11 protein-coding genes are annotated in these 24,887 nt (G+C 68.2%); 6 read left to right on the forward strand and 5 right to left on the reverse strand.

Features of this window, described 5'->3' with window-relative positions; genetic code table 11:
* Position 1: 1 nt before the first annotated feature.
* Positions 2-1,255 (reverse strand): polysaccharide deacetylase family protein, encoded by a 1,254-nt coding sequence (locus D7Y11_RS05905; protein WP_126933213.1) that lies wholly within the window; start codon positions 1,253-1,255, stop codon positions 2-4.
* Between the two features lie 55 nt (positions 1,256-1,310).
* The gene (locus D7Y11_RS05910; protein WP_126933214.1) at positions 1,311-3,752 is read right to left on the reverse strand and encodes a penicillin acylase family protein; all 2,442 of its coding nucleotides are present in this window, start codon (positions 3,750-3,752) and stop codon (positions 1,311-1,313) included.
* A gap of 126 nt (positions 3,753-3,878) precedes the next feature.
* On the opposite strand from D7Y11_RS05910, the gene D7Y11_RS05915 reads away from it, so the two are divergent.
* The 5 genes from D7Y11_RS05915 (at position 3,879) to D7Y11_RS05935 (ending at position 18,064) form a co-directional block, all read left to right on the forward strand.
* The gene (locus tag D7Y11_RS05915) at positions 3,879-4,241 is read left to right on the forward strand and encodes a YciI family protein (protein ID WP_126933215.1); all 363 of its coding nucleotides are present in this window, start codon (positions 3,879-3,881) and stop codon (positions 4,239-4,241) included.
* 233 nt (positions 4,242-4,474) lie between these two features.
* Positions 4,475-9,517 carry a hypothetical protein gene (locus D7Y11_RS05920; RefSeq protein WP_126933216.1) on the forward strand — a complete coding sequence of 1,681 codons (5,043 nt, stop codon included), beginning with the start codon at positions 4,475-4,477 and terminating at the stop codon, positions 9,515-9,517.
* Positions 9,514-12,558: a helicase-related protein gene (locus D7Y11_RS05925; protein ID WP_126933217.1), complete on the forward strand. Its 3,045-nt coding sequence runs from the start codon at positions 9,514-9,516 to the stop codon at positions 12,556-12,558. The genes D7Y11_RS05920 and D7Y11_RS05925 overlap by 4 nt, the downstream gene beginning before the upstream one ends.
* 83 nt (positions 12,559-12,641) lie before the next feature.
* A complete protein-coding gene (locus tag D7Y11_RS05930; protein WP_126933218.1) occupies positions 12,642-15,281 on the forward strand; it encodes an ATP-binding protein in 2,640 nt (879 codons plus the stop codon).
* Between the two features lie 74 nt (positions 15,282-15,355).
* A complete protein-coding gene (locus D7Y11_RS05935) occupies positions 15,356-18,064 on the forward strand; it encodes a hypothetical protein (protein ID WP_126933219.1) in 2,709 nt (902 codons plus the stop codon).
* 3 nt (positions 18,065-18,067) lie between these two features.
* Here the strand turns inward: D7Y11_RS05935 and D7Y11_RS05940 are convergent, their stop codons facing one another.
* Entirely contained in the window at positions 18,068-19,204 is a 1,137-nt protein-coding gene (locus tag D7Y11_RS05940) for a hypothetical protein (protein ID WP_126933220.1), read from the reverse strand.
* A gap of 156 nt (positions 19,205-19,360) precedes the next feature.
* On the opposite strand from D7Y11_RS05940, the gene D7Y11_RS05945 reads away from it, so the two are divergent.
* Complete coding sequence (locus D7Y11_RS05945) at positions 19,361-21,394, forward strand: membrane dipeptidase (protein WP_120578633.1); 2,034 nt, start codon at positions 19,361-19,363, stop codon at positions 21,392-21,394.
* 64 nt (positions 21,395-21,458) lie between these two features.
* Here D7Y11_RS05945 and D7Y11_RS05950 read toward each other — a convergent pair whose 3' ends face one another.
* Entirely contained in the window at positions 21,459-22,724 is a 1,266-nt protein-coding gene (locus tag D7Y11_RS05950; protein ID WP_126933221.1) for a hypothetical protein, read from the reverse strand.
* Between the two features lie 55 nt (positions 22,725-22,779).
* Positions 22,780-24,887: TonB-dependent siderophore myxochelin receptor MxcH (gene mxcH / locus D7Y11_RS05955; protein ID WP_126933222.1), on the reverse strand; the 2,108-nt coding region annotated here is incomplete at its 5' end.

Here is a 24,887-nt window from a genome sequence, read left to right on the forward strand (position 1 = left end):
CCTACACGGACGCGGTCGCCTCCATGTCGGCGAGCGTGAAGTCGTCCATCGTCAGCGTGCCCACCTGGTCGATGGACAGGCCCACGCTGAGGGCCTTCGCCGCGGAGGGCGTGGCGGGCGTGGTCCACTCGGCGAAGGTGTAGCTGCTCTTCGGGGGCAACAGTGGCCCCTGGGACCAGTAGGTCCAGGCTCCCGCGCTGGTGCGGTAGTACGCCTTGAACCGCACCTGCGTGGTGGCCTTGTACCAGGCGGTGATCCGGTAGTGATGTCCCGTGGTCGGCGTGGGCGTGCAGCTGCTGTCGTCCTGACGGGTGATGAGCTTCCGGTCTCCGTCGGTGATCTGCGTGATGCGCACCTGCTGCGCCCAGCTGCCTCCGTGAGCGTCCGACGTCCGGTTCCACGTGAAGGTGTTGTTCCCGAAGCCGCCGCGCTGCCAGCAGTCCGGGGTCCCGTCGCCGTTGCTGTCCGCTTCGAGCGACGGATTCTTCAAGAGCTGCGCGGGGGGCCAGCTCACCGGGGGCTTGAGCACTCCGCCAATGATTGCGTCCATCGTGGCCACGGTGGTGCCTCGCGAGGCGCGGGTGGCCAGCCAGTCGATGAACGCCGTCAGGTTGGCGGGTGAGATGGAATAGGTCTGCGGTGGGTCGCACGGCCCGCAGATGTGATGGAAGACGATGGGCACCCAGCCGCCGCCTGACTCCTCGGCGCGCAGCACGTAGTTCTTCAGGTCCGTGAGCGTGGTGGTCGCCTGCACGGAGCCGTTGGTCCGGATGGCGTACGGGTCCGCGGGAGGCACGGGCTCGGCGGCCGGGCTGCTTCCAGTGGAGGAGGTCCTCAGTCCGCCGCTCTCCCTCGCGGAGTTGTAGTTGCAGTCGACGACGATCTGCCGCGTGGTCGCGTCCTTGTCTCCGAAGGGATAGGCGAAGGACGTGACGCGGAAGCCATCGTTCAGCAGGGCGACCCGGTCGTTGCAGATCTCCTTGCGCTGGTTGTCCGCTGAAAGCTCCGTGAGGTGCGGATGGGTCAGCGTGTGCCCGCCAATCTCATGGCCCTTGTCCCGGAGCGTGCGCACCTGGGCGAGCGTGAGGCGACCGGACTGCCCCAGCCTGCTGCTGTTGATGAAGAACGTCCCCCGCATGCCACGGGCCTCCATGGCGGAGGCCGCGATGAGCTGCGAAGCCAGGCAGTCGTCGAAGTTCAGCGAGACGACCACCTGGCCGGGCAGGAGGGCGGTGGCTCGGGTCGTGGGTTCCATGGTGGGTGCTCCCCCTTGTGCACGAGAACTTCACCCACAACCTGTGCATGCTCCGCTATTCGAGCTTCGACGTGGCGTCGACGGTCAGCTCCAGCGTCGTGAGCTCCGGATCCGCGAGGATGTCCGCTTCGTTGAAGCGCACGGGACGGAAGTGCTTGCTGGAGAAGAGGTCCGTCTGGTCCGCGAAGTGCGGGGACGCCGGGTCGCTGGACTCCGCGTAGGAGAGGACCGCGTTCGCCTTGGGTCCCTCCGGCGTGAACTCCATCACCATGAGGAAGCTGGTCCCGAAGTCGACCAGGTAGCCTTCCGGCGTGAGCCCCGTGCCGGGGGAGAGCAGCGGGCCCTGCGGCTGGGACTGCGGCAGCAGCGTCGCGTTCGCGCCGGAATAGCCGACGACGTTGGTGACGCCCTCGAAGGCCGCGCCGCCGTGCAGGGGCACCTTGCGGTCTTCCTTCCAGGCGAACTGCACGTCGCCCAGCTTCGTTCCCACCGCGATGCCCGCCTTGCCCAGGAGCGCCACGGCCTCCGCCAGCTTCTGGTTCACCGGATCCACGCCGGACTCCGGCGCGGGGACCAGCTCCGCCGGCGTCACCGCCGCCCGGGCCGGATCGAAGGGCTGCGCGAAGAGGGCGCCCTTGTCCACGAGGTCGGAGCGGTTGAAGCCGTTCAGGAACTCACGCCAGACGATGGCTCCCGAGCGGTCCAGGTCCAGCCGGCCATCCCACGCCGCAATCAGCTGGCATGCCTCGGCGATGTCCACCGGAGCGCCCTCGACGACGATGGGCTCCGCGCCCTGGCAGCGCTGCACCACGGCTGTGCGCAACTGCTCCGCCACCCAGGTGCGGTTGCTCAGGATGGCCTGCTCGGCCTCCTCGCGCGTGAAGCGCCCGTCGCTCCCGGCCGCCGCGGTGTCACCCTGTTCGGTGATCAGCGTGAGGTTCATGTGCGAGCGCGTGCTCATGCGGCCGCGCGTCCCGAAGATCTCGTAGAGGAAGGGCAGGTCGAGCAGGGGAGCGGCGGGGTTGGAGAACGTCGCCGGATCATTCGCGTTCATCACGAAGTCCGTGCGGCGAAGCTGCGGCATGACGGTGGTCGGCACCAGGCCTTGCGACTCGCTGTCCAGGCCCACCCATTCGTCGCGGGACGTGCTGCCGTCCAGCAGGACGAGCCCCAGTGACGCGAACACCGGCGCGTCCGGGGTGGACGCGAGCGAGTCGCGATACGCCGCGACGGTGGCGGGGCTCAAATAGGGGACCCGCGACGCGTCCACGTAGCGCGTATCGCCGTCCGCGCTCGTCATGAGCGTGTTCACCCAGGGCGCTCCGCGCACGGTGCGCTCCACGTCCGCGGCTTCGCCGATGTCTCGGGCCGTGTTCAGGCGCACCCAGTGCTCCGCGAAGCGCGGGTTGTCCTCGGTCGCGTCGCGAGTCGTGTACGCGGTCTCGTCCGTCCAATCCGCGCCGGGGCCGGCGAGGATGGGGCCGTAGTGGCTGCGCCAGAACGTGCGCGTCTCCTGCGTCATGCCGCCGTCGGCCCCTCGCACGTTGACGGTGACGGTCCGCGACGTCATGCGGCGCGTCGTCCCGTCATAGACGTACGCCGTGGGGTCGCCCGGCACGAGCTTGAGCCGGTAAAGCGTCAGGTGGCTCGACGCCGTCACCGTGTGCGTCCACGCGATGTCACGGTTGAAGCCGATGTTGATCGCCGGAACGCCCAGCAGGGACACGCCGTACACATCCAGCTTGCCGGGGATCGTCTGGTGGCTCTCGTGGAAGCGGAGGCTGCCCTCCCAGGGAAAGTGCGGGTTGGCCACGAGCATGCCCCGGCCACTGGCCGTCTTCTCGCGGCCCAGCGCCCAGCCGTTGCTGCCCAGCTCATCCTTGCGCGGCGACAGCGCGAGCGGCCTCGACTGGAGCCGCTCGCCTCCCGTCTCCGCGCTCGGAGGCTGCGCGTTGCCCACGTAGCCGAGCAGCGGGATCAGCGTGTCGAACAGCGACAGGTCCAGGTGGTACGCCATCAGGTCATACGCGCTGATGGGCTTCACCCACGCGGCGCCCCGACAGGGCTCGGGACGCTGAGCGGCCGGCACATCCGCGAGGTACTGGTTGTAGCCAGCGGCATAGCCCTGCACGAGGTCGCGCAGGTCCTGCGACTGCTCCGCGAAGCTGGCCTCGGCGCGGGTCCGCAGCGCGAGCCCCAGGTAGGTGAAGTCGCTTTCGAGGAAGGCGTCCTGCGGGCCCCGGCCCAGGTAGCGAGCGCGCTCGCCACGGACCTTGAGGAACTGATCCGCGAGGATGCAGACCGCGTCCTGCGCCTGCGCGTAGCCGATGCCAGCGCCCAGGCTGCGATAGCCGTCGGCCTGGATGTGGGGGACGCCGTACGACGTGCGGTGGAGGGTGGCCTTGAGCGGGGAGGGCGCCGGCGGGTCGTCGTTCCGGCAGCCACTGAACGCCGTCAGGGTCAGCAACAGGGGGAGGGAGATTCGGGATGTACGCATGGGTCGTCAGCCTCGCAAACAGGGCTGACAAGGATATCCGCTCTAAGCCAAGTATCCGTGACCACGAGGGTAGTAGCGGTCGCGTGGGACCGGTGGCATAGGCTGCGTCCCAAAAAGGAGCAGGCCATGGCGTACATGCTGGTGGTGAGGCAGGTCGAGGGCGGGATGCCCCAGGCGGCGGAAGGGAAGCGCGTCTCGGCGGACCGGATGGAGCGGATGCGGGGCTTCGGGGCGTCGCTCCAGGCGCGCGGCATCCTCAAGGCGGCGGACTCCCTGCGTTCGGACTCGGAGGGCATCCGTGTGGAGCGGCGCGACGGGAAGCTCAGCTTCAGCGACGGGCCGTTCACCGAGTCCAAGGAGATCATCGGTGGCTTCTTCCTCGTCGACGTGAAGACGCGCGAGGAGGCGCTGGAGCTGGCCACGCAGTGCCCCGCGGCGGAGTGGTCCACCGTCGAGGTCCGCCAGTGCGGTCCCTGCTACGACCCGTGAGCGGCGCGGACTGCCGGTCACGGCCTCGCTAACGGAGAGTAAATACCCCATTCGCGGGATGGTTCCGCCAGTGCAACTGGGGTTTGATGCCGTTATGGGGTGGGACTCCTCATCCTGACTTCCGCAGGATGAGGCCGGAGCGTCGTCGACAGATCGCCCCCAGCTTCACGCAATTCCTGATGCTGTGATCCAATCGGGTAGCGGGCATGGCATTGCCCGCTTGGGGGCGGTTCATGCCGGGTGAACAGGAGTCGTCTGCTTCCACCATCGTGAAGCAGTTGCTTTCGACGCTGGAGCAGTCGTCGCTTCGCCATGAGGCCATCTTGCTGCGGCAGCGGTTTGAGCTGCGGGAGTGGGCGGACCTAGGCGCCCCTGACATCGCGCTCGTCGCCGCATTGGTAGGCAGGCTTCAATCCATTCCACCCGCACCGGCTCCTGTGCCCACGCCACCCGCTCCGAAAACAGAGCGATTGGAGGCGCCCGCGGCCCCTTCCGGCGAGGTGGAGTGGAGCCCGCTCGAGAATAGCGCTGCATGGGTTGACAGCATTCCCCGTGGACGTGAACTCCTGTCCCTGCTGGACGCACTGGCCCGATGCGACGATGGCGATACCGCCGCATCACTGTTGACCCGGCTGTTCGTGACGCACCTGCGCTTCGAACCGCATGCCGTGGATGAAACGCCCCGCCTTGATTCCACGGCGGTCATGCGAAGGCTCCGCACCATCGCGCGACACGATGACTTCATGGTGTCGCTCGCTGAGCTCGTCTTTCCATATCCCTTCGGCTCCAACTTCCAACCTGTGTTTCGCAGGCATCCCTATGGGTTGGTGATTGCCATTGCTCCTGGTTGGAACGCATGTCAGTTCGCTTTCCGACTCGAAGGTGATGGAGTGGGTGTTCCGCCCAGAACCCGCCAGATGGTGGGCGCTTCGAAGGAGGGCGAGCTTCGAGACAACCTGCTGATCTGGCTGAAGCGGATGGATCTCCTGCGGTTGAGAGGGGGAGAGGATGGCTTCGCGCTGGTCCGGCGGCTGAAGGACGCACTTGGCGCCTCTCCCGTGGAAGTCTCTCGTGCGTGGGAAGTGTCGGTGCCGGGGGACCTCCCGGTTCCGCCTGGCGTCTCCTGGTCACGGCTCGTTGCCCATGAACGAAGGGCCTTCCTGCAGGAGCGCGGTGCCTCCCGGCAGCAGCCACGAGTCTGGTGGGGGCTGGAGCGGACGCTGCGCATGGTCCTTCCCTTCACCTTCGCCCAGAAGACGGGCCGCCTCTGCTACCGCGGCTATGTACTCGATGCACCGCAATCGGAGGTGGACGCGGTTCGGACGGGGAAGACCTGGCTCCGCCCGCTGATGCTTGAACTGGAACTGGTCTGTGACGATGGACAGGTCATTCCCATCCAATTGCCCGCAGCCATTCCGGAGGTGGATGACCGCGGCCGCCTCTTGCTGGATGGCTCGTGGTACCGCTGGGTGCCAAAGGTCCTGGGCCAGGGCCTGCTGACGTTGTCGGAGAATGTCCTGCGCCAGGAGTCACTCCTTGAGGAAGGGCTCGAAGAGGCTGAAGAGGAGTTGCTGACTCCCGAGGAAGAGGAGGGGCCTCGCGAGAACGAAGCCGCGTTCGAACTCGTCTCCACCCAGGACCTGCTCAAGGACGTGGGAACGATCTCTTCTCCCATGCGGCGGTTCGACGGGGCGACGGAGTTGGGAGCATTGGCGGGAGGGAGTCTCTGTGCGCTGCTCGAACGAGCCGTCTACCGGAAGCTGCTCGGCGTGGCCATTCGGCTAGATGCCTACGACAAGGACATTCGTCAGCTGCCGCAAGCCCTGCCGGGGCTGCTTCGTGGGCTCGCGGGCCGCGATGACCGGTTGCTGCTGACGAGCAAGCTCTTCCTCAAGGCCATCCTCGATCCCGCGTCCCATGGCACATCCCCAGATGAGCGCCTTCCCATCCTGAGGAATGCCTCCGTGATGCAGGCAGGGAGCCCTCCCGCCTGGGCGTGTCCGGATGTGTCCGCGCACCTCCGGCCAAGCCATTGGCTTCCTGTCTCTGCCGCTCGGTTGACGCCTTGTGGCGACCTGGCTCTTCCTATTCCGGATGAATCGGGCCAATACAGGCTGCGGGTCTCCACGGATCCGCTTCCCCAAGTGAATCCGCGGGCTGGAGGAGCAAGAGGCTTTGGGGCACGAGGTTGGATTGCTTGTGGCTTGTCCGCATTCGCTTCGCTTCCCGCTGGACAGCTTCAATGCGCGGCGCAAATCGCCCTCAATGCGCTTCCACTGCCGGAAGGGAGCAGCGTGCTCCATGTGCGGGGCCCCTCGCTGCTGGCCCGTTGGGTCGCGGGAGGACCGCTTCCACGGGTGGACCGGCAGCTTCGGGAAGTCCAGGTTCGCATCCCTCTGTTGTTGGACACGGAGGGGAATCACGCTTTTCACGTCAAGGTCACTCGTGGCGGCCAGGTGAAGGCAGGAGAACCATGGCTGGAAGCGCCCGTCAGCCTCTGGGCGAAGCCTTCGAAGGAACCATTGGAGACAGGGCGCGATGTCCATGGACACGCTTCCTGGCTGTTGGCCGAAGCGGTCTTTACCGGCAAGCCAGTGCCTGAGGACGAGACGAAGCCCGACGACGTGCCGGTCTGGGCGCCTCCGAAGCTGCCAATTCCCAAGGAGCGCTGGTTCGTTCCGCCAGGGGTCGAAGGGACAGTCATTGATGTCCGGCGGGAACTGGAGCGGGATCGCTCCGGCCTGGGGATGGCTTGGCGGATCACGCTGATCGTGGGACTGACGCCACCGGCGTCTCCCTGGGGGCATCTGGTGCTGCCGGACGGGCGGGTCGTTCCCTTTCACGACACGCTGTCGAAGGAGGATGCGCCCTACGATTCCGACGGGAATCCCGCGCGATTCGTGCTCGAGGATCCAACGCTCGGAGATACGCCCACGGCTGAGCCCTGGTTCGATGGAAGATCGGGGGAGTTGCTGGAGGCGGCGACTCTGCTTCGTGGGACATGCCTCTGGATTCCTGATCCGGTTCTTCCCATCAAAAAACCCGACCGGCGGCTCCGCTTTCGCGCCCGGGATGGCGAAGGGATGCCGGCGGAGGGAGATGCTCCCGCGCTGTCCACGATGGAGCGGTTGTGGTGGGTAGCCGCGAGCCCCGCGGACGCCGCTCGACTCGCGAAGGCCGAGCGTGCATGGGCAGGAGGTTTTCCACCCTTTCTGCCTCGCCTCGCGGAGGTCCTCGAAGCCGCTGCCCTCCAGCCCCCCGTCTGGGCCGGTGAAGGGCACGTCCGCGTCCAGGGAGAGGGACGCCGCGACACAGCGCTCAAGACGCTTGCGCTCCCACGGGTGCGTCATTGGGGGACAGGATACGAACAGGAAGCGGACTCACCCATCTGGTGGACTTGCGGCTGCGGCCGCATCCGTGGGTGGCGACGTGCCTTCGAGATGTGCAATCCCGAGACGCAGGGCTGTGGAACTCCGGTGATTCCGCGGTCCGCATCTGGGCCGCGGCGCACGCTTCCCGTGATGAAGCTCTGTGAGCCGGTGATCCATCCATGGAAGGTTGAAATCGTGGCCTGTCTGCTTGGCTGGACCGTCGCCGAAGTGAAGGCTCGGCAGGCGCGCTCCGGGGCCGAGGGCATCGAGCATCAACTTCGACAGAACCTCCTCAAGGAAGCGCCGGGAGCCGCCGCGAAGAGGCGTCTGGGCGGGCCGCTGTCCGCGGAGGAGCGTGAGCCCCTGCTTCGCGGTCTGGGGGAAATTGAACGCTTGGGGCCGTTCAGCGAGCAGAACGGAACAGGGCGATTCTTCCTTTCGGTGCTCCCCGTCCTCCCCAACGTCTTCCACCCGACCGGGATGCCGCGGGGGACACCGTCGCTGGTCCATTCGCCCCTGACCGAGGCCTATCACCTGGTGCGCTTCGCATCGAACCGTCTGGCGACACTGCGCGCATCCGGCGTGCGCCTGCTGACCGAAACAGCGCGCTCGTCGTTTCATGACGCCGTCGAGGCGTTGTTTGGTCCGTTGGATCAGGAGACAGCTCAGGAAGAGCCATCCAGCCTCGCCGCACTCCTCGTCCGCATCTGGCCGCTGACACGCGGGCCCGGCCTGCGTTCCGTGGTGCCAGGCCTATTCCGGATGGATGGGTGGAGGACCGCGCCCGAGGGCACGGATGCTTTCGTCGAGCACCCGGTCGAACGCCTTCCCTCTGTCTATGAAGTGCTGCCCCTGGCACCCCCCACCATCGATCGTGATGAGGCCGAGAGGGGCAATGTCCCTGGCGCGCCGGTCCCCCTGCCTGACGAAGGGGGGGGGACCGCACGTCTTCCATGCGTGCGGACATCTCCAGGTGCGTTCACCACGGGCCTGCTCACTCCGGACGGGGCGGTCTTCCTGCCGTCGCTTCCGGTGGGAGGGCCGGCCCCCGCTGCCATGGAGTTCTGGGCAGAGCGCGCCGCACGGGACCGGTTGCTGCGGATGTACCTCGCACGCTTGATGATGATCATCGGGATGCGCGCGTCCCGGGAAGCCGACGACGCGGTTCAGGCGTTGATGGCGGCGTTGCACCATCCAGGCTCCCGCCCCCTGGATTTCGTGCGGCTGCTGGAAGGCCCCCGTTCCACCCGGCTCCCCGAGGATGGAGAACAGGCCCGCCAGCAACTCGGCGTCACGATGGAACGCGCCTTCCCCGGTGACAGCGCGCGGCTTCAACTCGCGCGCGCACGGTTGGTGGAAGCCCTGGCGGGATGGTGGAAGTCCTTTCCCCGAGAGGGCGCCCCGTCTGGGTGGTCCTGGCTGCCCCTCGGAGAGAAGGGGCAGCGGGGGGGAAATCGATTCGCGCCTCCGCTCTCATCCCCGGCGTGGAGGGAGTGGCCGAGCATGGTCGCGGCCACGACGCCCGTCCGGTTCTTTATGGCGCACGAAGGACTCTCCGTGGATGGGAATTGGCATCCCCTTCTTCTGCGCGCCCTGGGCTTCGAGACCGAAGTCCTGGCGACGATTCCGGAGGCAACCGTTCTTGAGCAGCTCCCCGAGGTCGCGCCTCCGCCCGTTCCAGAGCCCGCTTCGCCTGAGCTTGTTGACGCGGGGACCCTCGTGGACGCCAGGCCTGGCACCGGAAGGGGCATCGTGCCTGGGCTGCACGAGGTCTCCATCCTGGAGGTACCCATGACGGTCTGGTTGGGCGTTCCTCCGAGCAAGCCAGCGGAGCCTCCTCCACCTGAAGTCTCACTCCTGGCCGTACCGATGAGTGCCTGGTTGAAGCAGGATCGCGATTTATGATCACGACGGATTTCGAAAGATCGACATTGGTTTCAGCGGGGGAGCTGCGCACTGACATCCTGGAGATCTTCCAGGCCGAGTCACGCATGGACCTCCTTTTGTCGGCGCCGGGTCTGCTGGCATCGCCGCCACTCGGGCACGCCGCCCTTGCGCGGGCACCCCATGAGGGCCTGCCAGCCCGGGCCTCCCATGCCTTCCGCAATGCGCTCCTGGAGTCCTTCGGCGGACAGGTGGACGGGCTCCCCCAGACAATGGAGTGGGAGTCACGCATCCATGCCTGGATTCGAAAGCTCGCAGCCGCGGAGGCGCGCGTCCTCCATCACCTCCCTGGACCGCTCTTCAGCAGGCTCATCAGCCGGCCAGACGGAAGTCTCGTCCCCGCGGGGCCGATCACCCGGGCCACGATGGCGCGGGCCCCGGGGGCGGAGCTGGACCTGATGCTCGCAGGGGACATGCACAGCCGTGCGCGTGAATGGTTCCGGCTTCGTTCGGCGGACTCCGAGGACATCTCCAAGGAGGTCCAGGCGCTTCTGGAGAGTTCCTGGGCCGGCGCGCTGATTGACGCGGACACGCTGTACCTGAAGGTCCTTTCAGAGTTTTTCCTGGAGATGTTGCAGGGCGCCGATTTGAGCGACAGCAATCCTCTCCTGGAAGTGATGACGACCTTCCAACAGGCGGCCTATCAGCAGGCCAAGGGAATCCTGAGACGCTTCGGTGGCGTCTTCCTCGCGGACGTGGTGGGCCTGGGGAAGACCTATATCGCCATGGCGTTGCTGCGCTTCTTGCAGGACTCCATGGACCGGCACGCCCTGGTGATCGCGCCACCCGCAGTGTGCCCGACGTGGCAGGCCCTGGGGGAGGAGTTCGGCGTCAACCTCCGCACCCTTTCTCATGGCCGGCTGGAGGACCTGCCCCAGTTCAGCCAGAGGCAGGTGCTTGTCGTGGACGAATCCCACAATTTCCGGAACCCGACAACACGTCGCTATGAGCGGATCTGGGAGTGGCTTCACCCCAACGAACTGCCCTCACGCCGGCAGGTCCTGCTGCTCTCCGCGACGCCGCAGAACAACAACCCCAGGGACGTGATGCAGCAGTTGAAGCTGTTCCCGGACAACTTCACGCGCCTGCCGTTCCCGGGGGAATCCCTAGAGGACTTCTTCAAGGGCGTGGAGGCAGGCAGGGAATCGCTGACCAACGTGCTCCAGCACGTGGTGGTGCGCAGGACCCGTCGCTTCATCCAGAACCACTATCGGGACGCGAAGCTGCCGGTGAAGCGCTCTACCGGTGGCTATGACTGGGTGCCCATCCGCTTTCCCAAGCGCGTGTCGGGTCCCGAGCAGTGCCTTCGCTACCGCATCGAGGATACGTACGGAACGGGCCTGTACGACCGGATCATCCAGCGCTTGGGAAGCATGGAGTATCCGCTGTATGGGCTCGCGGCCTATGTGCTGGAGATGCACCGCGATGACTCACGCATCGTCGGCTTCCGCCAGGCGGGACAGAGCCTGCGGGGGCTGTTCAAGGTCTTGTTGCTCAAGCGCCTGGAGTCCAGCGAAGCGGCATTCCGGGCTTCACTGGAGCGCTTGCGGACGCGGCTTCAGCGAGCGCTGGAGAACCTGCGGGAGGGCTTTGTCTTTATCGCCTCGGACGTCGAGGACGAGGGGGAGCTGGTGCCGGGCGGGGATCGGATGCCCTCGGGGATGTTCCATGTCGACCGCCTTCGAAACGCGCTGAGCTCGGATCTGGATCGGGTGGAGGAGCTTTGCTCGGCAATGCAGCAACAGGCGCCCGGGACCGATGCGAAGCTGACGCGGCTGAAAGCCTACTTGGCGGCTCGGTCTCCCAAGATGCACCGGACCCTCATCTTCACCCAGTTCGCCGACACGGCCGAATTCCTCCATGCGCACCTCCAGGGACCGGAGCATGGCGTCGTGGCGAAGGTGACGGGGAGCAGCGGCAACGTGCGCGATATCGCACGCCGCTTCGCCCCGCGTGCCAACCCGGCGCTGGACCGCTCCGAGGTTCCCCGGGATCGGCAGATCGATCTGCTCATCTCCACCGATGCACTCAGCGAGGGAATCAACCTCCAGGATGCGGATACCCTCATCAACTACGATCTGCACTGGAACCCGGTGCGGCTCATCCAGCGGGCAGGCCGTATCGACCGCCTTGGCAGCCTCAACGAGGAGATCCACATCTCCAGTTTCCTCCCGGAGCGCGCGCTCGAATCCAACCTCGGGCTCGAGCAGGTCCTCCGGCGACGCATCCAGGAGTTCTTGAAGGTCTTCGGAGAGGACAGTCACATCCTCCCGCTTGAGGAGCGTCCGGACGTCGAAGGGGTGTTGGACATCTACGCAGGCAAGGCCCTGGAGAAGGCCGAGGCGCATGACGAAATGGACGCCTTGGGCCGTCATGCGGAGCGCATCCTGTCGCTTCGTCAGATGGACCCCGCGCGCTACGCGCGAATCCGGGCACTGCGTCCGGGAAGGCGCGCGGCGACGGTCTCACGGCTGCCGGCCGTCATCGCCACGCGGCTGGGGTGGTACTGGGGCTTTTGGCGGGAGATGGACGAGGGCGGCTTGGAGCGCATCGCGGATGTCGCCGGGCTGGACCTGCTCTTCAAGCACTCGCAGAAGGAGGGCCTCACGGAGGGGGAGAAGGTGGCGCGAAGCAGGGATCGCGCCAGCGTTCTAGCGGAGCAAGCCCGACGCCATTTCTCATTGCTGGCGGAGAACGTCCGGGCGCAACGCCACCTGCCGGCCTTGAACATCAACGAACAATGGGTGCTGACCTCGGTGGATGGGCTGCGCAAGGGATGCGACGAGGAACGACTGTCGCGGTTGGACGCCATGCGCCAATGGATCCTGGCGGGGCAATACAAGACTAGCCTGCGGCTCGCGGCGGCTCGTTGGCGCAAGGAGCAGCTTTCCGGCGAAGCGCTGTTCCAGCAGATGGAGGCCATGCTCCGGTTCCCACTCAAGAACGAGTTCCTGGGCGCCGAGGAATTGGTGGGAGTCGTCGTGGGGGCCGCGCCCGGGTGACTCCCGCTGCTTCCACCTTGCGACATCCCGCCTGACTCCAGGGCGATTCGCACGGCGGTGTCCCCCGCCCATCCTCCGGGGCCATGGCCACGACACCGCACGATGCCCCGGAGGCGGGTCAGCCGTACCTGCCCACGCCCCAGGCGGAGGCGCAGGCCTTCGCCTGGGACGACCTGCTGACGCCCACCCGCCAGGGACTCCGGGAGCTCTTCTCCTGGCTGGAGGCGGCCTGCGAGGGCAGCGCGGACGCGGCCAGCACTGAACACCTCTCCACCAGCCTCCTCGTCTCCGGCGCCCGGGGCTGCGGCAAGACGACCCTTCTGCTCAGCGCCGTGCAGGCGTTGCGGGACTGGAAGTCCTTCGTGCGCGGGGCGCCCGGTCCGGAGGTGGCCGCTCTGTCGCGGACGCTCGAACGGCTGGAGCGGCGCATCCTCTGGCTGGAGCCGCTCGACCTGGAACCCGTCCCGACGCAGGCGAACCTGCTGGCCACGCTGCTGGTCCGTGTGCGGGCCGCGTTGGATCAACCCCGCCGCGGGAAGGGCGCGCGCGGCGAGTCCTCCCGGTGGGCGTCCTCCATCCTGGAAGAGGGCGCGGAGGAGACGTGGGGGAAGTTGGATCACCTCATCCGCGACGCGTCGTTCATGTGGGAGGACATCCCGTCCACCACCGATGCCCGCGTGCGCGCGGAGCAGCAGATCCGCGCGTCGGAGATCTACGCCAACTTCCAGCCGCGCTTCGCCGACGCCATGGAGGACGTGGCGCGCACGCTGTCCATGCCGCGTTTCGGCGCGTCCGGCGGTGACCAGGTGCTGCTGGTGCTGCCCATCGACAACGTGGACCGCAGCATCGAGCACCTCTACAACATCGTGAAGCTCACGCGCATGGTGGCCAGCCGCCACCTCTGGTTCGTCCTGGCCGCCGGACACCAGGAGTTCCAGCGCTTCATGGAGCGCTCCTTCCAGAAGGAGCTGATCATCTCCGGACAGGCCGGCATCGGTGCGCGCGGCCAGGAGGAGACGCTCGCCATCGCCCGGCGCCAGGCGGCCACCACGCTGCGCCGCGCGCTGCCGCCCAGCTACCGCATCGCGCTGGACCTGGTGGAACCCCACGAGGCCTGGCGCTTCCCCGTGGACGGGCGGGGTGAGCCGCTGGGCTCGCTGCTGCGGCGCATGCGCCTCCCTGCCAGCAAGCGGACGGAGTCGCGCGTGCTGGAGACCTTCGCGGATCTCTTCGACCTGCAAGCCCGCCTCGCGCCCGACGTGGCGCGCTGCTACCGCGAAGCCCTCCGCAATGACGACGCGGAGGCCCGCGAAACCGAAGCGCGCCCGGACGAGCCGCTCCTCCACCACGTGGGGAGGCTCGCGCTCACGCTGCCCGCGCGCACCCTGCAGGACCTGTGGCACGCCGTCCGGCGCGAGGTCATGTGCTCCGCCGCGCCCACCACCGGGGCCGCGCCGGAGCAGGGTGAGTCCGTGGTCCGCATCGCCTCGGAGATGCTCCGCAACGCCATCGACGAGAGCGACCTGCCGGCCTGGGCCAGCGAGCAACTGCACCACCGCATCCTCCGTCAGGACGACCAGGGCCGCGTCTGCCTGGACCTGACGGGCAAGCCCATCCGCCGCTCCAAGCGCACCAGCCTCCATGGCGTCCTGCAGGCGCCGCCGCGCGATCCCGGTGGAAACGGGACGGGCGCGCACGCCCGGGTGCTGGGTACGGAGGTGCACCTGCGCCGCTTCCACGAGGTGGTCCTGGTGCTGGAGGACCTGGAGCAACCCGGCCGCGAAGCGCCGCTGCCCGCGAACGTCGCCGGCTGGTTCATGGTCCTGCATGACGTGCTGATGCTCTTCGAGCGGCCCCGCGTGCTGAGCGCGGACGTGACGGCGCTCGAGATGAGTCCGGAGATGATCGCCACCGTGCACGAGTTCTGGTCGGGCCGCGCGCGCGGCGAGCCGTTCGTCCAGGCCGCGTTCTGGTGGACGCCCCCCTCGTGGAACACCTTCATCGAGTTCGCCATCCTCACCGCGCAGTGGCGCGCGTTCCTGGTGCGACTCTCCAGGGGCTTCCTCACCGCTGGGGACGGGGAGGACGCCACCCTGCGCGCGCGCTTCATCCAGGCTGCGTGGGTGGAGAACATCTGCTCCGTGTCCGGAATGGCGATGGGCCGGTGGAACTGGGGCGATGAACGCCAGGGCACCGTCTCCGTGCTGAAGGCTTCGCGGCTGACCCTCGCGCTGGAACGCTATGAACAGTGGGTGCGCGACACGGTGGCGGAGCTCGTCACGCGGATCCGTGAGCACAGCGCCGGGTATGATCGGCTCTGGACGGCGCAGGTCTGGCTTCGCGACATGCTGCCGCTCCAGGTGCTGCCGGAGTTCGCGCTCGCCGTCGATGCGCGGAGCCTGCTTCGCCAACCGTCTGGTGTCGCCAGTCCGAATGACGGCTGGGACCTCCTGGTGAAGGACTGGCGCACCCAGGCGCCCCGGCTGGCGGCATTCCGGCATCAGCGGGTGCGCGACGCGGTGAACCGCTCCAGCGCGGCGGAGTCTCTCCGTCAGGCGCTCGGCGCGGGTGGTGGGCGCGCGTCGGAGACGTACTACGGCTGGCTCGACACCCTGGTGGATGCGTGGTTCGCGGTGGTGGACCACGACGGGGATCCGCTGGCGGGGGTGGTGCTGGGCATGACGCACCGCTTGACCCCCACGTCCCCGGATGAGCATCCGTGAGCCGCGAGGGCGCACGCCCACCCCCGGGAAACCTGGCCCCACGCCGTGTCCCTGAGGCCTACGTCCGAGCCGAGGTGGCCAGCTTCCCACTGACGAGCCTCGGGGCCTTCCGCTCGGCGGTGACGGAGCTGGTGCCGTCGCTGGACGCGGAGTCCGGCGGCCCCACGCGCGCGCTCTGGCGCGAGTGCGAGAAGAACCTGTCGGAGCACGCCAGCGGCTGGTCGTTGGATCGGATCATCGCCGTGCGCGACGCGTTCTGGTTTCCCTCGCGAGGCCACGCCAGCCACCGGCAGGCTCCGCGCAAGGGCGTGTCGATGTTCCACTACCTGCGGAACCTGGCGGACACGCACCTGGAGCGCAGGCCCGGCGTCACCGTCATCTTCCAGGGCACGGGCGCGGAGGCGGTGGAGGCGCTGACGCACTACCGCTGGCTCACCTTCGCGATGCCGGAGGATCTGCTGCTGGCGGCCGTGCCGGTGGAGCCGCCTCCCACGCGCGTGGACATCGAACCGCCGCTGCTGGTGCGTCACCTGTTGGATCGCGGCGTGGCGGAGGTGCACCACCACGTCGGCGCGGGCATGGACTTCCCGCTCCTGTGGGCGTCGCTGCTGTCCTCCGTGGGAGACGCGGGCCTGGATCCGAGCACCCTGACGGGGCCGGGCCTTCCCTTCGACGAAGGCGAGGTGATGCTGCGCTGGCTGCTGGCGACCGCGGTGACCCGCTGTGTCCTCGCGGAGGTCCTGTTGCGCCGCGAGACGCCTTCGCTCCTGGACTTCGTGCGCGGCCTCTCGGAATCCCAGGCATGGCTGCCGCAGCGGCGACGCGTGCTCTCACGCACGTTGGAGGCGCTCTCTCGGGGCCGGCGGGAGATCCTCCCGTCGCTGGATGAGCTGCGCGGCCTCTACGAGGACCTCCACCCGTTGGCGGCCCGCAACGTGACCGACCCACCCGCCACGCTCGATGAAGTATGGCGGCGGTGTGATCCGGTGGCCTTGCGGCTGCGCCTGAGCAGCCCCAACGGAGGGGAGCGCTGGCTGGTGCGCGCGGGCCTGAATCACCTGGGGCGCCTGGAGCGCGCGGGCGAGCACGACGTGCACTTCGACCGGCTCTTCTGGCAGGTCCAGCGCGTGCGGTGCATCAGCTACCGCGCCTACGTGCAGCGGCCGCTGACCGCGGGCCTCCAGTGGTTCATCCGTTTCTATGGCCGTCCGGCCGCGATGAAGCGGCCCCTGCGCGCCGTGCGCGCGGAGGTGTCCTACGCGGTGGCGGGCGGCGACCAACCCATCGCCGCGCTGGAGGTCCGCACGAGCCTCGCGAACGACCCCATCCGCATCGCGGAGGAGTTGGCCTCCCTCACGCAGTCATGGCGGGGCGTGCTGGGCCGCACGGGAGAGCACGCCGTCGCAGGGCGCCCGCCGGAGTTCGGCGTGGTGATGCACCTCATCAAGGCCCGGGACCCCGGCCGGCACTGGACGCAGGGGCAGCCGCCCGCGCACGGCATGGGCACGTACGCGGAGCCGGTGCCCGAGGGACGCGTGCGGCTGGGCGGACGGTTCTCCGATTACTTTGCCGCGCAGTCGGTGCAGGTGGAGGCGCTGGTGGACCTGATTCGGGCGGTGCCACTGTCGCTCTGGCTGGTGCGGGGCCTGGACGTGGCGTCGGATGAGCTGAGCGTGCCCACGTGGGTGCTGGCACCGCTCTACCGCTACGTGCGGTGGGGGGCCGCGCGCGCCGCGACGAGGCGGGAGGCCCGGGGCGCTCCACCGCTCCGCCTGACGTCGCACGTGGGCGAGGACTACCGGCACCTCATGGAGGGACTGCGCCGCATCTACGAGAGCATGCACTACCTGCTGGACCGCACGGGAGGACGGCTGGGCCATGCCACCGCGCTGGGCGTGGAGCCAGGGATGTGGGCGGAGTCCGTGGGCGCGGTGATGATGCCGGCCGAGGACCGCCTGTGGGACCTGGTCTTCGAGTGGCGCCTCTACGGCGACTACCGGCTGCCACCGGCGCTGGCCGCGGAGGCACCTCCCGGACGCCCGCAGCGCGTGGAGAACATGCTGCGCGAGCTGTCCGAGTCCGTCTTCGGGGACTGCATCGCGCCGCACGTGCTGGCCGAAGCGCACCATGTGCTGCACAACCTCTGGCGCCCGCCGCTGGCGCGGGAGGAGGGCGGCGTGGGACTGGATGCCTTCAGCCGCACCTTCCGCCGGTTGAACTGGAGCCGGGTGCTCAACGCGGAGCAGGTGCGCGGCCTCCTCGTGGCCTACCGGGAGGACGAGCGCGTGTTCCAGCGAGGGCAGCAGCTGGTGGACATCCCGCTGGATGCGTCGGAGGTGGACGCGCTCCGGGCGGTGCAGGACGCGATGCGCCGGCACGTGGGCGCGCGGGGGACCGTCGTGGAGGTGAACCCGTCCAGCAACCTGCTCATCGGCAACATGATGGACTTGCGCAACCACCCCATCCTGCGGCTCAACCCCCCGCGCGCGGATGACAACGCCCCCCCGCCGGTGCCCATCGCGTTGGGCGCGGACGACCCCGTCACGTTCTCCACCTTTCTGCTGCGCGAATACTCCCTGCTGCACGAGGCGGCGCGCAGCGCGGGCTATTCCGAGCGGGTGGTGCACGAGTGGCTGTCCAACATCCGCCAGACGAGCATGGACGCGCGCTTCACCGCGCCCTGGCGCCCCAACGCCCTGCACATGGCGGACGAGCTGCTGGCCGCGCTGGCCCGCTTCGCCCGGAGGTCCGTGCCCCGCCACGAAGCCCCCGCACCCGCTTGAGCCTCACCGCGGCGCCGGCGTGCGAGGCGGCGGCGTGCTGGCGGGGCTGGACGGAGGCAGCACCTTCTCCGACTGGCCGAGGAGCCGGCCCAGCACCTTGTCCATGATGGAGCTCAGGAGCTTGTCCGCGGACCAACCCGCGACGACCGCCAGCGCCATCAACGTGAAGAACACGGCCTGGTTGTCGCTCACCACGATGTGGAAGAGGGCCGGGCTGGGGTCCACCCCGGTGCTTCCCGTCCGCGTGTCCACCGACAGCAGCATGCGGGACTGCTCCAGGAAGAGGAGCATCAGCGCCGCGAACGCGCCGATGACGGGCTTCACCATCAGGTGGTAGGCGAAGAAGCGGCCCGTTGCCCCCGTGGCGACGACGAAGCGCTCCTTCGACAGCATGTTGGAGATGATGGCCCCGGAGGCCCCCGCGAAGCCCACCAGGAGCAGGCCCCGGGGAATCAGCTCCCCGGGCCAGGTCTGGATCAACTCCCGCGTCAGCAGCACGAAGGAGATGACGAAGACCGCCAGCAGCAGGAGCGTGCTGAAGACCTGCAACGTGACATTGATGGAGAGCTGCCAGAACGTCTTGTCCACCTGCTGGTTGACGGTGTCGAGCGCCCCGCGAAGCACGCTGCGGCAGTAGCGGGACTCCTCCGCGTCGAGGGGCGGGGGAGCAACGCTTCCGGGCTCGTCCACGCGGGTGAGCTGGCGCACGCTCCGGGGCAGGGGACCGCTCGCCCTGTCCGCGCCGAGCCAGAGGTGGGCCCGCGAGTCGGTCACCCGGCGCTCGAACTGCTGTTGGATCTCCAGCGCCCGGGGCACCAGCATGGACGCGGGCATCACCAGCAACAGCAGCCCGTCGACCTCATGGATGAGCTCCCAGAAGGAGAAGGACCAGCGCCCCGTGGGCTTGTCCAGGCACCACCGCGCGGCCTCCAGCTTCTCCTGGCATTGCCGCAGGATGGCCGTCTCCTCGGCGGTGAGATCCTGGCGGATCCGGCACAGCTCGAGGAGCGAGGCGTTGCTCTCCACCCTGTTCCAGAGCAGCTGGGTGGCCGAGCCGAACCCCCACCGCCGCCGCCGGAAGCCCACGCGCTTCAGCAGCTCCGGTAGCGCAGAGTCGGGGAGCGTGTCGGTGGCCTCCATGAGGCACACATGGTCACGTCTCGGGCATGTGACAACCCTCCCGCGTTGCGCGTCGCGTCAATGTCATGCCTCACCGCGCTTAGGCCGCAAGCATTGATTAGCTGGAACCGGGGCTGATACTCCCAGTGTGCCCCACCCCCCAGAGAGGTGCATTGCATGTCGCGTCGCTCCCGAATTGTCTCAAGGTATTTGTTCTCACCGCTGCTCGCGGCCACGTCGCTCGCGCTGGCTTGCGGGCCCGTCACGGACGAGCCTGCCGCCCCCGTGGAGGCGCCCGTGGCGGCGGCCCAGCCGCTCGCGGTGAGCGGCTTCGCGGAGATGCACCACCACATGTTCGCCGAGGAGGCGTTCGGCGGTGGGTGGTTCCACGGAAGTCACACCGGCACGCTGGCGAGCTGTGACGGCGGCATGCCGGAGAGCGACCACGCGCGTGTCCGCATGGACCTGAGCAACATGCTCAACCTCTGTCCCAACTCGGGCAACGTGAACCTGAGCGGCATCCCCGTCCTGTCCGACATCTTCGGCGTGGGCGGCGCGGTGGCGTCGGAGATCATCGGCCAGGTTGAAGGCACCCAGGGCGACACCGGTCTGCACCTGGGCCGCATGGAGACGCCCACCCAGTGGCCGCGCTGGGACACCATCGCGCATCAGCAGGCGTGGGAGGGCTGGCTGAACAAGGCCCGCCAGGGCGGCATGTCCCTGGTCATGGTGTCGCTCGTCAGCAACGAGTTCCTCTGCAAGGCGCTGCCGTACCAGAACCTCAAGCGCCCTTGTGACGAGATGATGGACGTGGATGTCCAGCTCCAGATGGCCCGCGACTTCGACGCGCGCACGGACTGGGCGGAGATCGCCCTGTCGCCCGCGCATGCTCGGCAGATCATCGCGCAGGGCAAGCTCGCCATGGTGCTCTCCATCGAGTCCAGCAAGCTCTTCGGCACCAAGGACTGGCGCGCGGAGCTGAACCGCGTCTATTCGCTGGGCGTGCGCTCGCTGCAGCCCGTGCACCAGCTGGACAACCGCTTTGGCGGCGCGGCCCCGCACAACGCCATCTTCCAGGTGGCCCAGTTCCTGGAGAACTGTCACATCGACACGGACTGCGGCCTCACGGGCAACGGCTTCACGCTCGGCTTCGACGTGGACGCCAACTGCAAGAACACCAAGGGCCTCACCGCGGACGGCAAGCTGCTGGTCCAGGAGATGATGAACAAGGGAATGCTCATCGACATGGCCCACATGTCCGAGAAGAGCGTCCAGGACGCCTATGCCCTGTCCCAGGGCCAGACGTACTACCCGCTGTTCATCTCCCATGGCCACTTCCGCGAGGTGATGAACCCGGACCTGGCCTCCAACGAGAAGACGACGCCGTCGTGGGTGGTCCGCTACGTGCGTCAGACGGGCGGCATGTTCGGCCTGCGCACCGCGCACGACGAGACGCGCAACTACAACCGCACGCCGGTGGCCAACAACTGCCAGGGCTCCACGCGCTCGCTCGCGCAGGCGTACGAGTTCGGCCGCCAGGGCCTCAAGGTCAACATGGGCTTCGGCGCGGACCTGAACGGCTTCATCCAGCAGACGCGCCCGCGCTTCGGTGACTTCGGCGCGTGCTCCGCGGGCTTCCACGCGGAGGCGGACGCGCAGGAGGAGCAGCAGCGTGTCTCTGGCCCGCCGCCGCTGGGCACCGACTTCGACGTGTACGGCCTGGCCCACGTGGGCCTCCTGCCGGACGTGGTGAAGGACCTGAAGCAGCTGGGCGTCAACACCACGGGCCTGGAGGGCTCCTCGGAGAACTTCATCCGGATGTGGGAGCGCGCCAACGGCACCCGCACCGGCATGGCGGACGCGGCCAACGACATCGACACCGGCGGCGTCGACCCCTACGTCGCCAAGGCCACCCGTGAGGCGGCGTTCCCGAAGATCTGCGGCAAGGCCTACGCCCCCAGCACCAAGCTGGTGTCGGAGACGTGCCGCTTTGATCAGGAGTGCAAGTCCAGCCTGTGCAACGCCTTGGACAACTGCGGCGACATCCCGGGTGTCTGCACCTGCTCCGCCGACTCGCACTGCGCCTCGAACCAGTTCTGCGGCTGGGGCACGAACGACGGCAAGTGTGTGAACAAGCGCGCCAAGGGTTCGCTGTGTTCCGCGGGCCGCGAGTGTCAGTCCGGCAAGTGCTCGTGGCTGATGTGCACGTGAGTTCCCCGCAATGAAACGGCCCCCGGGATTCGAAAATCCCGGGGGCCGGATGTTTCAGGAACGACTAGCGCAGCTGCAGGAAGGAGAACGACAGGCCCTGGTGCGTCGCCACCAGGTTGCCGGTCAGGTCCGACAGCTCGCGGTAGTTCGTGGTGCCGCTGTTGTTGGTGAACTCGCTGAACACCGTGCGGCCGTTCATCTCATACAGGAACGAGCTGCCCGTGCTGGCCGGCAGCGTGTCCACGAGCGTCGCGTTGGTGCCGGCGGCCGGGTCGATCTTCCACCACTTCCAGGCCACGGCGCTCGCGAGGACGCGCGCGTTCGTGTCCACCGCGACCGGGTAGACGGTCTCATCCAGCACGCGCAGGTAGCCCGTGCCGTTGGGGCCCGCGAGCAGCGAACCGGTGGCGCCGCCGTTCGTCAGCGTGCCCAGGTCCTTGAAGAAGTTCGTGTCGTACTTGTTCGTCGCCGGGTCGAACTTCAGGAGGCAGGGGGTGGGCACGCTGGAGTTGGTGCCGGACACGCGCTTCTCCGCGGCGCCGTACGCCTCCGTCGCCAGGTAGACCTTGTTGTCCGTGCCCACGATGCCGTCGCGCACGTAGCCGCAGCGGTCATCCTTCACCAGCACCGCGCTGTCGTTCGCCGTGTCCACCACGATGATGCCCGCCTGCTTGGTGACGGCCGCGCCCGCGCGCCAGCCCACCGGCATCAGCACCTTGGTGCCCACGCGGATCGGGTTGGAGGCGAAGGTCGTCGAGCTCCCGGCGATGGTCAGCTCCGGCAGCGAGATGCTGTTCGTCAGCGTCATGTCCTTCGGGTTCCAGATGATGACCTGCGAGTTGCGGCCGTCGAAGTAGTAGGCCTTGGTCTCGGAGGCGAACTGGAACTGGTTCTGGTACTCGCCGATGGTGGTGACGCCCTTGCCCGCGAAGGTGACCTCACCGGCCTTCTCCAGCGTGTTGCTGGCCGTCAGGTTGTAGCGGGTGACGGTGGCGCCGGCGCTGCTGGAGACGAAGATGGCGCCCGACTTCGTGATGCCGGAGCCCAGCGCGCGGCCGTTGATCTGCGTGGCGTTGGCGGTGGACAGCGGCGTGGCCGGATCCAACGTCTCCGTCAGGATGACGTAGCTCTGGGGGTTGCCCTCGACGCTGACCTGCGCGACGAACGCGTACATCGGCGGAGTCGTCGTGCCCGCGTCGGTGCCGGCGTCGGTGTTGGTGCCCGAGTCCGGCGTGTTGTCGTCGTCGTCGTTGCAGGCGGCCGCAGTGAAGGCGAGGGAGAGCGCCAGCAGCAGGCGCGCGGAGGTGCGGAGGAAGGGTGAAGGCGTCAAAGGACTTCCCTTTCAAGTGGGGTGGAGGTGCGGCGAAAAACAGGAACGCGATGGTTCAGCGCTCCAGCGTGAACTTGGCGGCGATGAGCCGCCCGGGGCGCTGGACCCCGTAGAAGTCGTAGGTCTGGGCGTTGGTGATGTTCTGGAAGTCCAACGTCCAGCTCAGCCGGGTCGACATGTCGCGGATGACGTAGGTGAGCGCCAGCCCGTGCGTGAGCTGTGAATCGATGCCCAGCTTGTCGTCGTTGCCCAGCGCCTCCCAGGAGAGGAGGAAGTCGTCCACGTAGCGCGTGCGCCACGTGACGAGCAGCTCGTCCTGGAACTTGAGCAGGCCGGACACGCGGACCTGCGCGCTGCCGTTGGCCGTCAGGTAGGGACGGTTGGGGATGCGCTGGTCCTTGAACTCGGCGTAGTTGCCCTCGCCGGAGGTGTTGCGCAGATCCTGATACGTGGCGTTGCCATCCAGGCTCAGGTAGCGACCCGGAGACGTCCACCCCAGGGAGCCCATCGCGCCCAGCGCTCGGGAACCGTAGACGTTCTGGTAGGTGAAGTAGCTGCCCTGGCCAATCAGGATGATGAGCTGATCCGTCAGCCGGGCAAAGCCGTTCACGTTGGCGCGGAAGCTGCCTGCGCGGCCTGGCTCGGACGCGTAGCCCAGCCCCAGGTTGAAGTTGTGGCTGGTCTCCGGCCGGAGCTCCAGGTTGTCGACGATGAGGTTCCCGTCGCCGAAGATTTCATCCGGGCGCGGCAGCCGCGTGGCCCACTCGTAGGAGGCCTTGGCGCCAAGCTCGGGGGTGATGCGGAAGCGCAGGCTGTCACCCAGGCCGAACTCGTGCGCGGTGCGGCCCAGGTCCATGAACTCCGCGCTGGCCAGCAGCTTCTGCGCGCGCACGTCCTGGAGGTAGTCCTTCACGAAGGCGATGTTCTGCAGCCGCCCGTCAATGGCATCGAGCTGGTACTCCAGGCCCGACACCAGGGACGTGACGCCGCGGGGCGCGGTGAGTGGATCCGGCTGGTTGTTCGCCTGGAGCCGGCGGTCCTCGCCGGAGCGCGCCACGAAGGTGGGCGACACCGCGAGCCGCAGCGTGTGCGCGCCACCGGGCACGGGCGTCCAGGCGGCGTTGAGCCGCGCGAACGCGGTGTGCTGGTTGACGTAGCGCTCCGCGCCGCCTTCGCTGATCTCCCCCGGCTGGGGCAGGGTGAGGAAGCAGCGGCCATACCAGTCGTAGGCGCACGAGCCGATGTCCAGGAACCGGTTGCGGCGGAACGTGTACCCGCCCACCGCGTCCACGCTCACGCCCGGGTCGTGGTTCTGCGCGTAGCGCAGCGTGGCGCCCGCGGAGCCGTCGGCGGTGGTCACCTCGCCGTAGGCGGCCTCCATGTTGACGTCGTTCTGGATGTCGCGGCCGGCGGCGTTGATGAAGCCGCGCATGAGCAGGCGCCGCGCCCAGGGCTTGTCCACGAAGCCCGCCTCGACGCTGGCCCCGCCCGCGCGGTAGCCGTCGTGGAAGCGCCGCACCTCCACGGGCACGGGCTTGCCCAGGTCGTTGGGCACCTCCACGTTGACGGGGTAGTCGTTGCGCGCGTCGTCGTAGAAGCCGTGCGCGCGCACCAGCAGGCCGGTGGACTCCTGGTAGTGGCGGCCGCTCGCGGTGAAGCGGTGGATGTTGAAGGAGGCCAGCTCGTAGGAGCCCGCCACGGCCGAGCCGCGCACGTCCTGGTCGGTGACGAGCTCCACGGCGCCGCCCAGCACGTCCGCGCCGAAGCGGATGGGCACCACGCCCGTGTAGACCTCCATCTGCTGCACCAGGTTCACCGGCACGTTCGCCAGGCCCGGGCCGTAGCCCGCGAACTCCAGCGGGACGCCGTCGATGAAGAAGCGCACCTGATCATCGGACAGGCCCGCGATGGAGATGCGCGCGGTGCTGCCCAGGCCGCCGGTGCGGCGCACGTCCACGCCCTCCGTGCGCGCCAGCGCGGTGCCCAGGTCGGCGGACTCCATGCTGGCCTGCTCCAGCTCGATGACCTGCACGGCCTCCGCCGACTTGCGGCGGCGCTCGGCGCGCGTCTCGCCCACTGCGGTGACCTCGACGTCCTCCTCGTACTCGGTCGGGGCCTCGTCCTGGGACGCCGCGGCCTTCGGGGCGCTGGACAGGGCGGGCG

Origin of the sequence: Corallococcus sp. AB018 (assembly GCF_003986945.1) — a bacterium.
GTDB lineage: Bacteria > Myxococcota > Myxococcia > Myxococcales > Myxococcaceae > Corallococcus > Corallococcus exiguus.

Bases quoted from the DNA above. Each gene is read 5' to 3' on its own strand.
- D7Y11_RS05925 (WP_126933217.1), top strand. From the start codon at position 9,514: ATGATCACGACGGATTTCGAAAGATCGACATTGGTTTCAGCGGGGGAG.
- D7Y11_RS05915 (WP_126933215.1), top strand. From the start codon at position 3,879: ATGGCGTACATGCTGGTGGTGAGGCAGGTCGAGGGCGGGATGCCCCAG.
- D7Y11_RS05930 (WP_126933218.1), top strand. From the start codon at position 12,642: ATGGCCACGACACCGCACGATGCCCCGGAGGCGGGTCAGCCGTACCTG.
- D7Y11_RS05945 (WP_120578633.1), top strand. From the start codon at position 19,361: ATGTCGCGTCGCTCCCGAATTGTCTCAAGGTATTTGTTCTCACCGCTG.
- D7Y11_RS05905 (WP_126933213.1), bottom strand. From the start codon at position 1,255: ATGGAACCCACGACCCGAGCCACCGCCCTCCTGCCCGGCCAGGTGGTC.
- D7Y11_RS05910 (WP_126933214.1), bottom strand. From the start codon at position 3,752: ATGCGTACATCCCGAATCTCCCTCCCCCTGTTGCTGACCCTGACGGCG.
- D7Y11_RS05940 (WP_126933220.1), bottom strand. From the start codon at position 19,204: ATGGAGGCCACCGACACGCTCCCCGACTCTGCGCTACCGGAGCTGCTG.
- D7Y11_RS05920 (WP_126933216.1), top strand. From the start codon at position 4,475: ATGCCGGGTGAACAGGAGTCGTCTGCTTCCACCATCGTGAAGCAGTTG.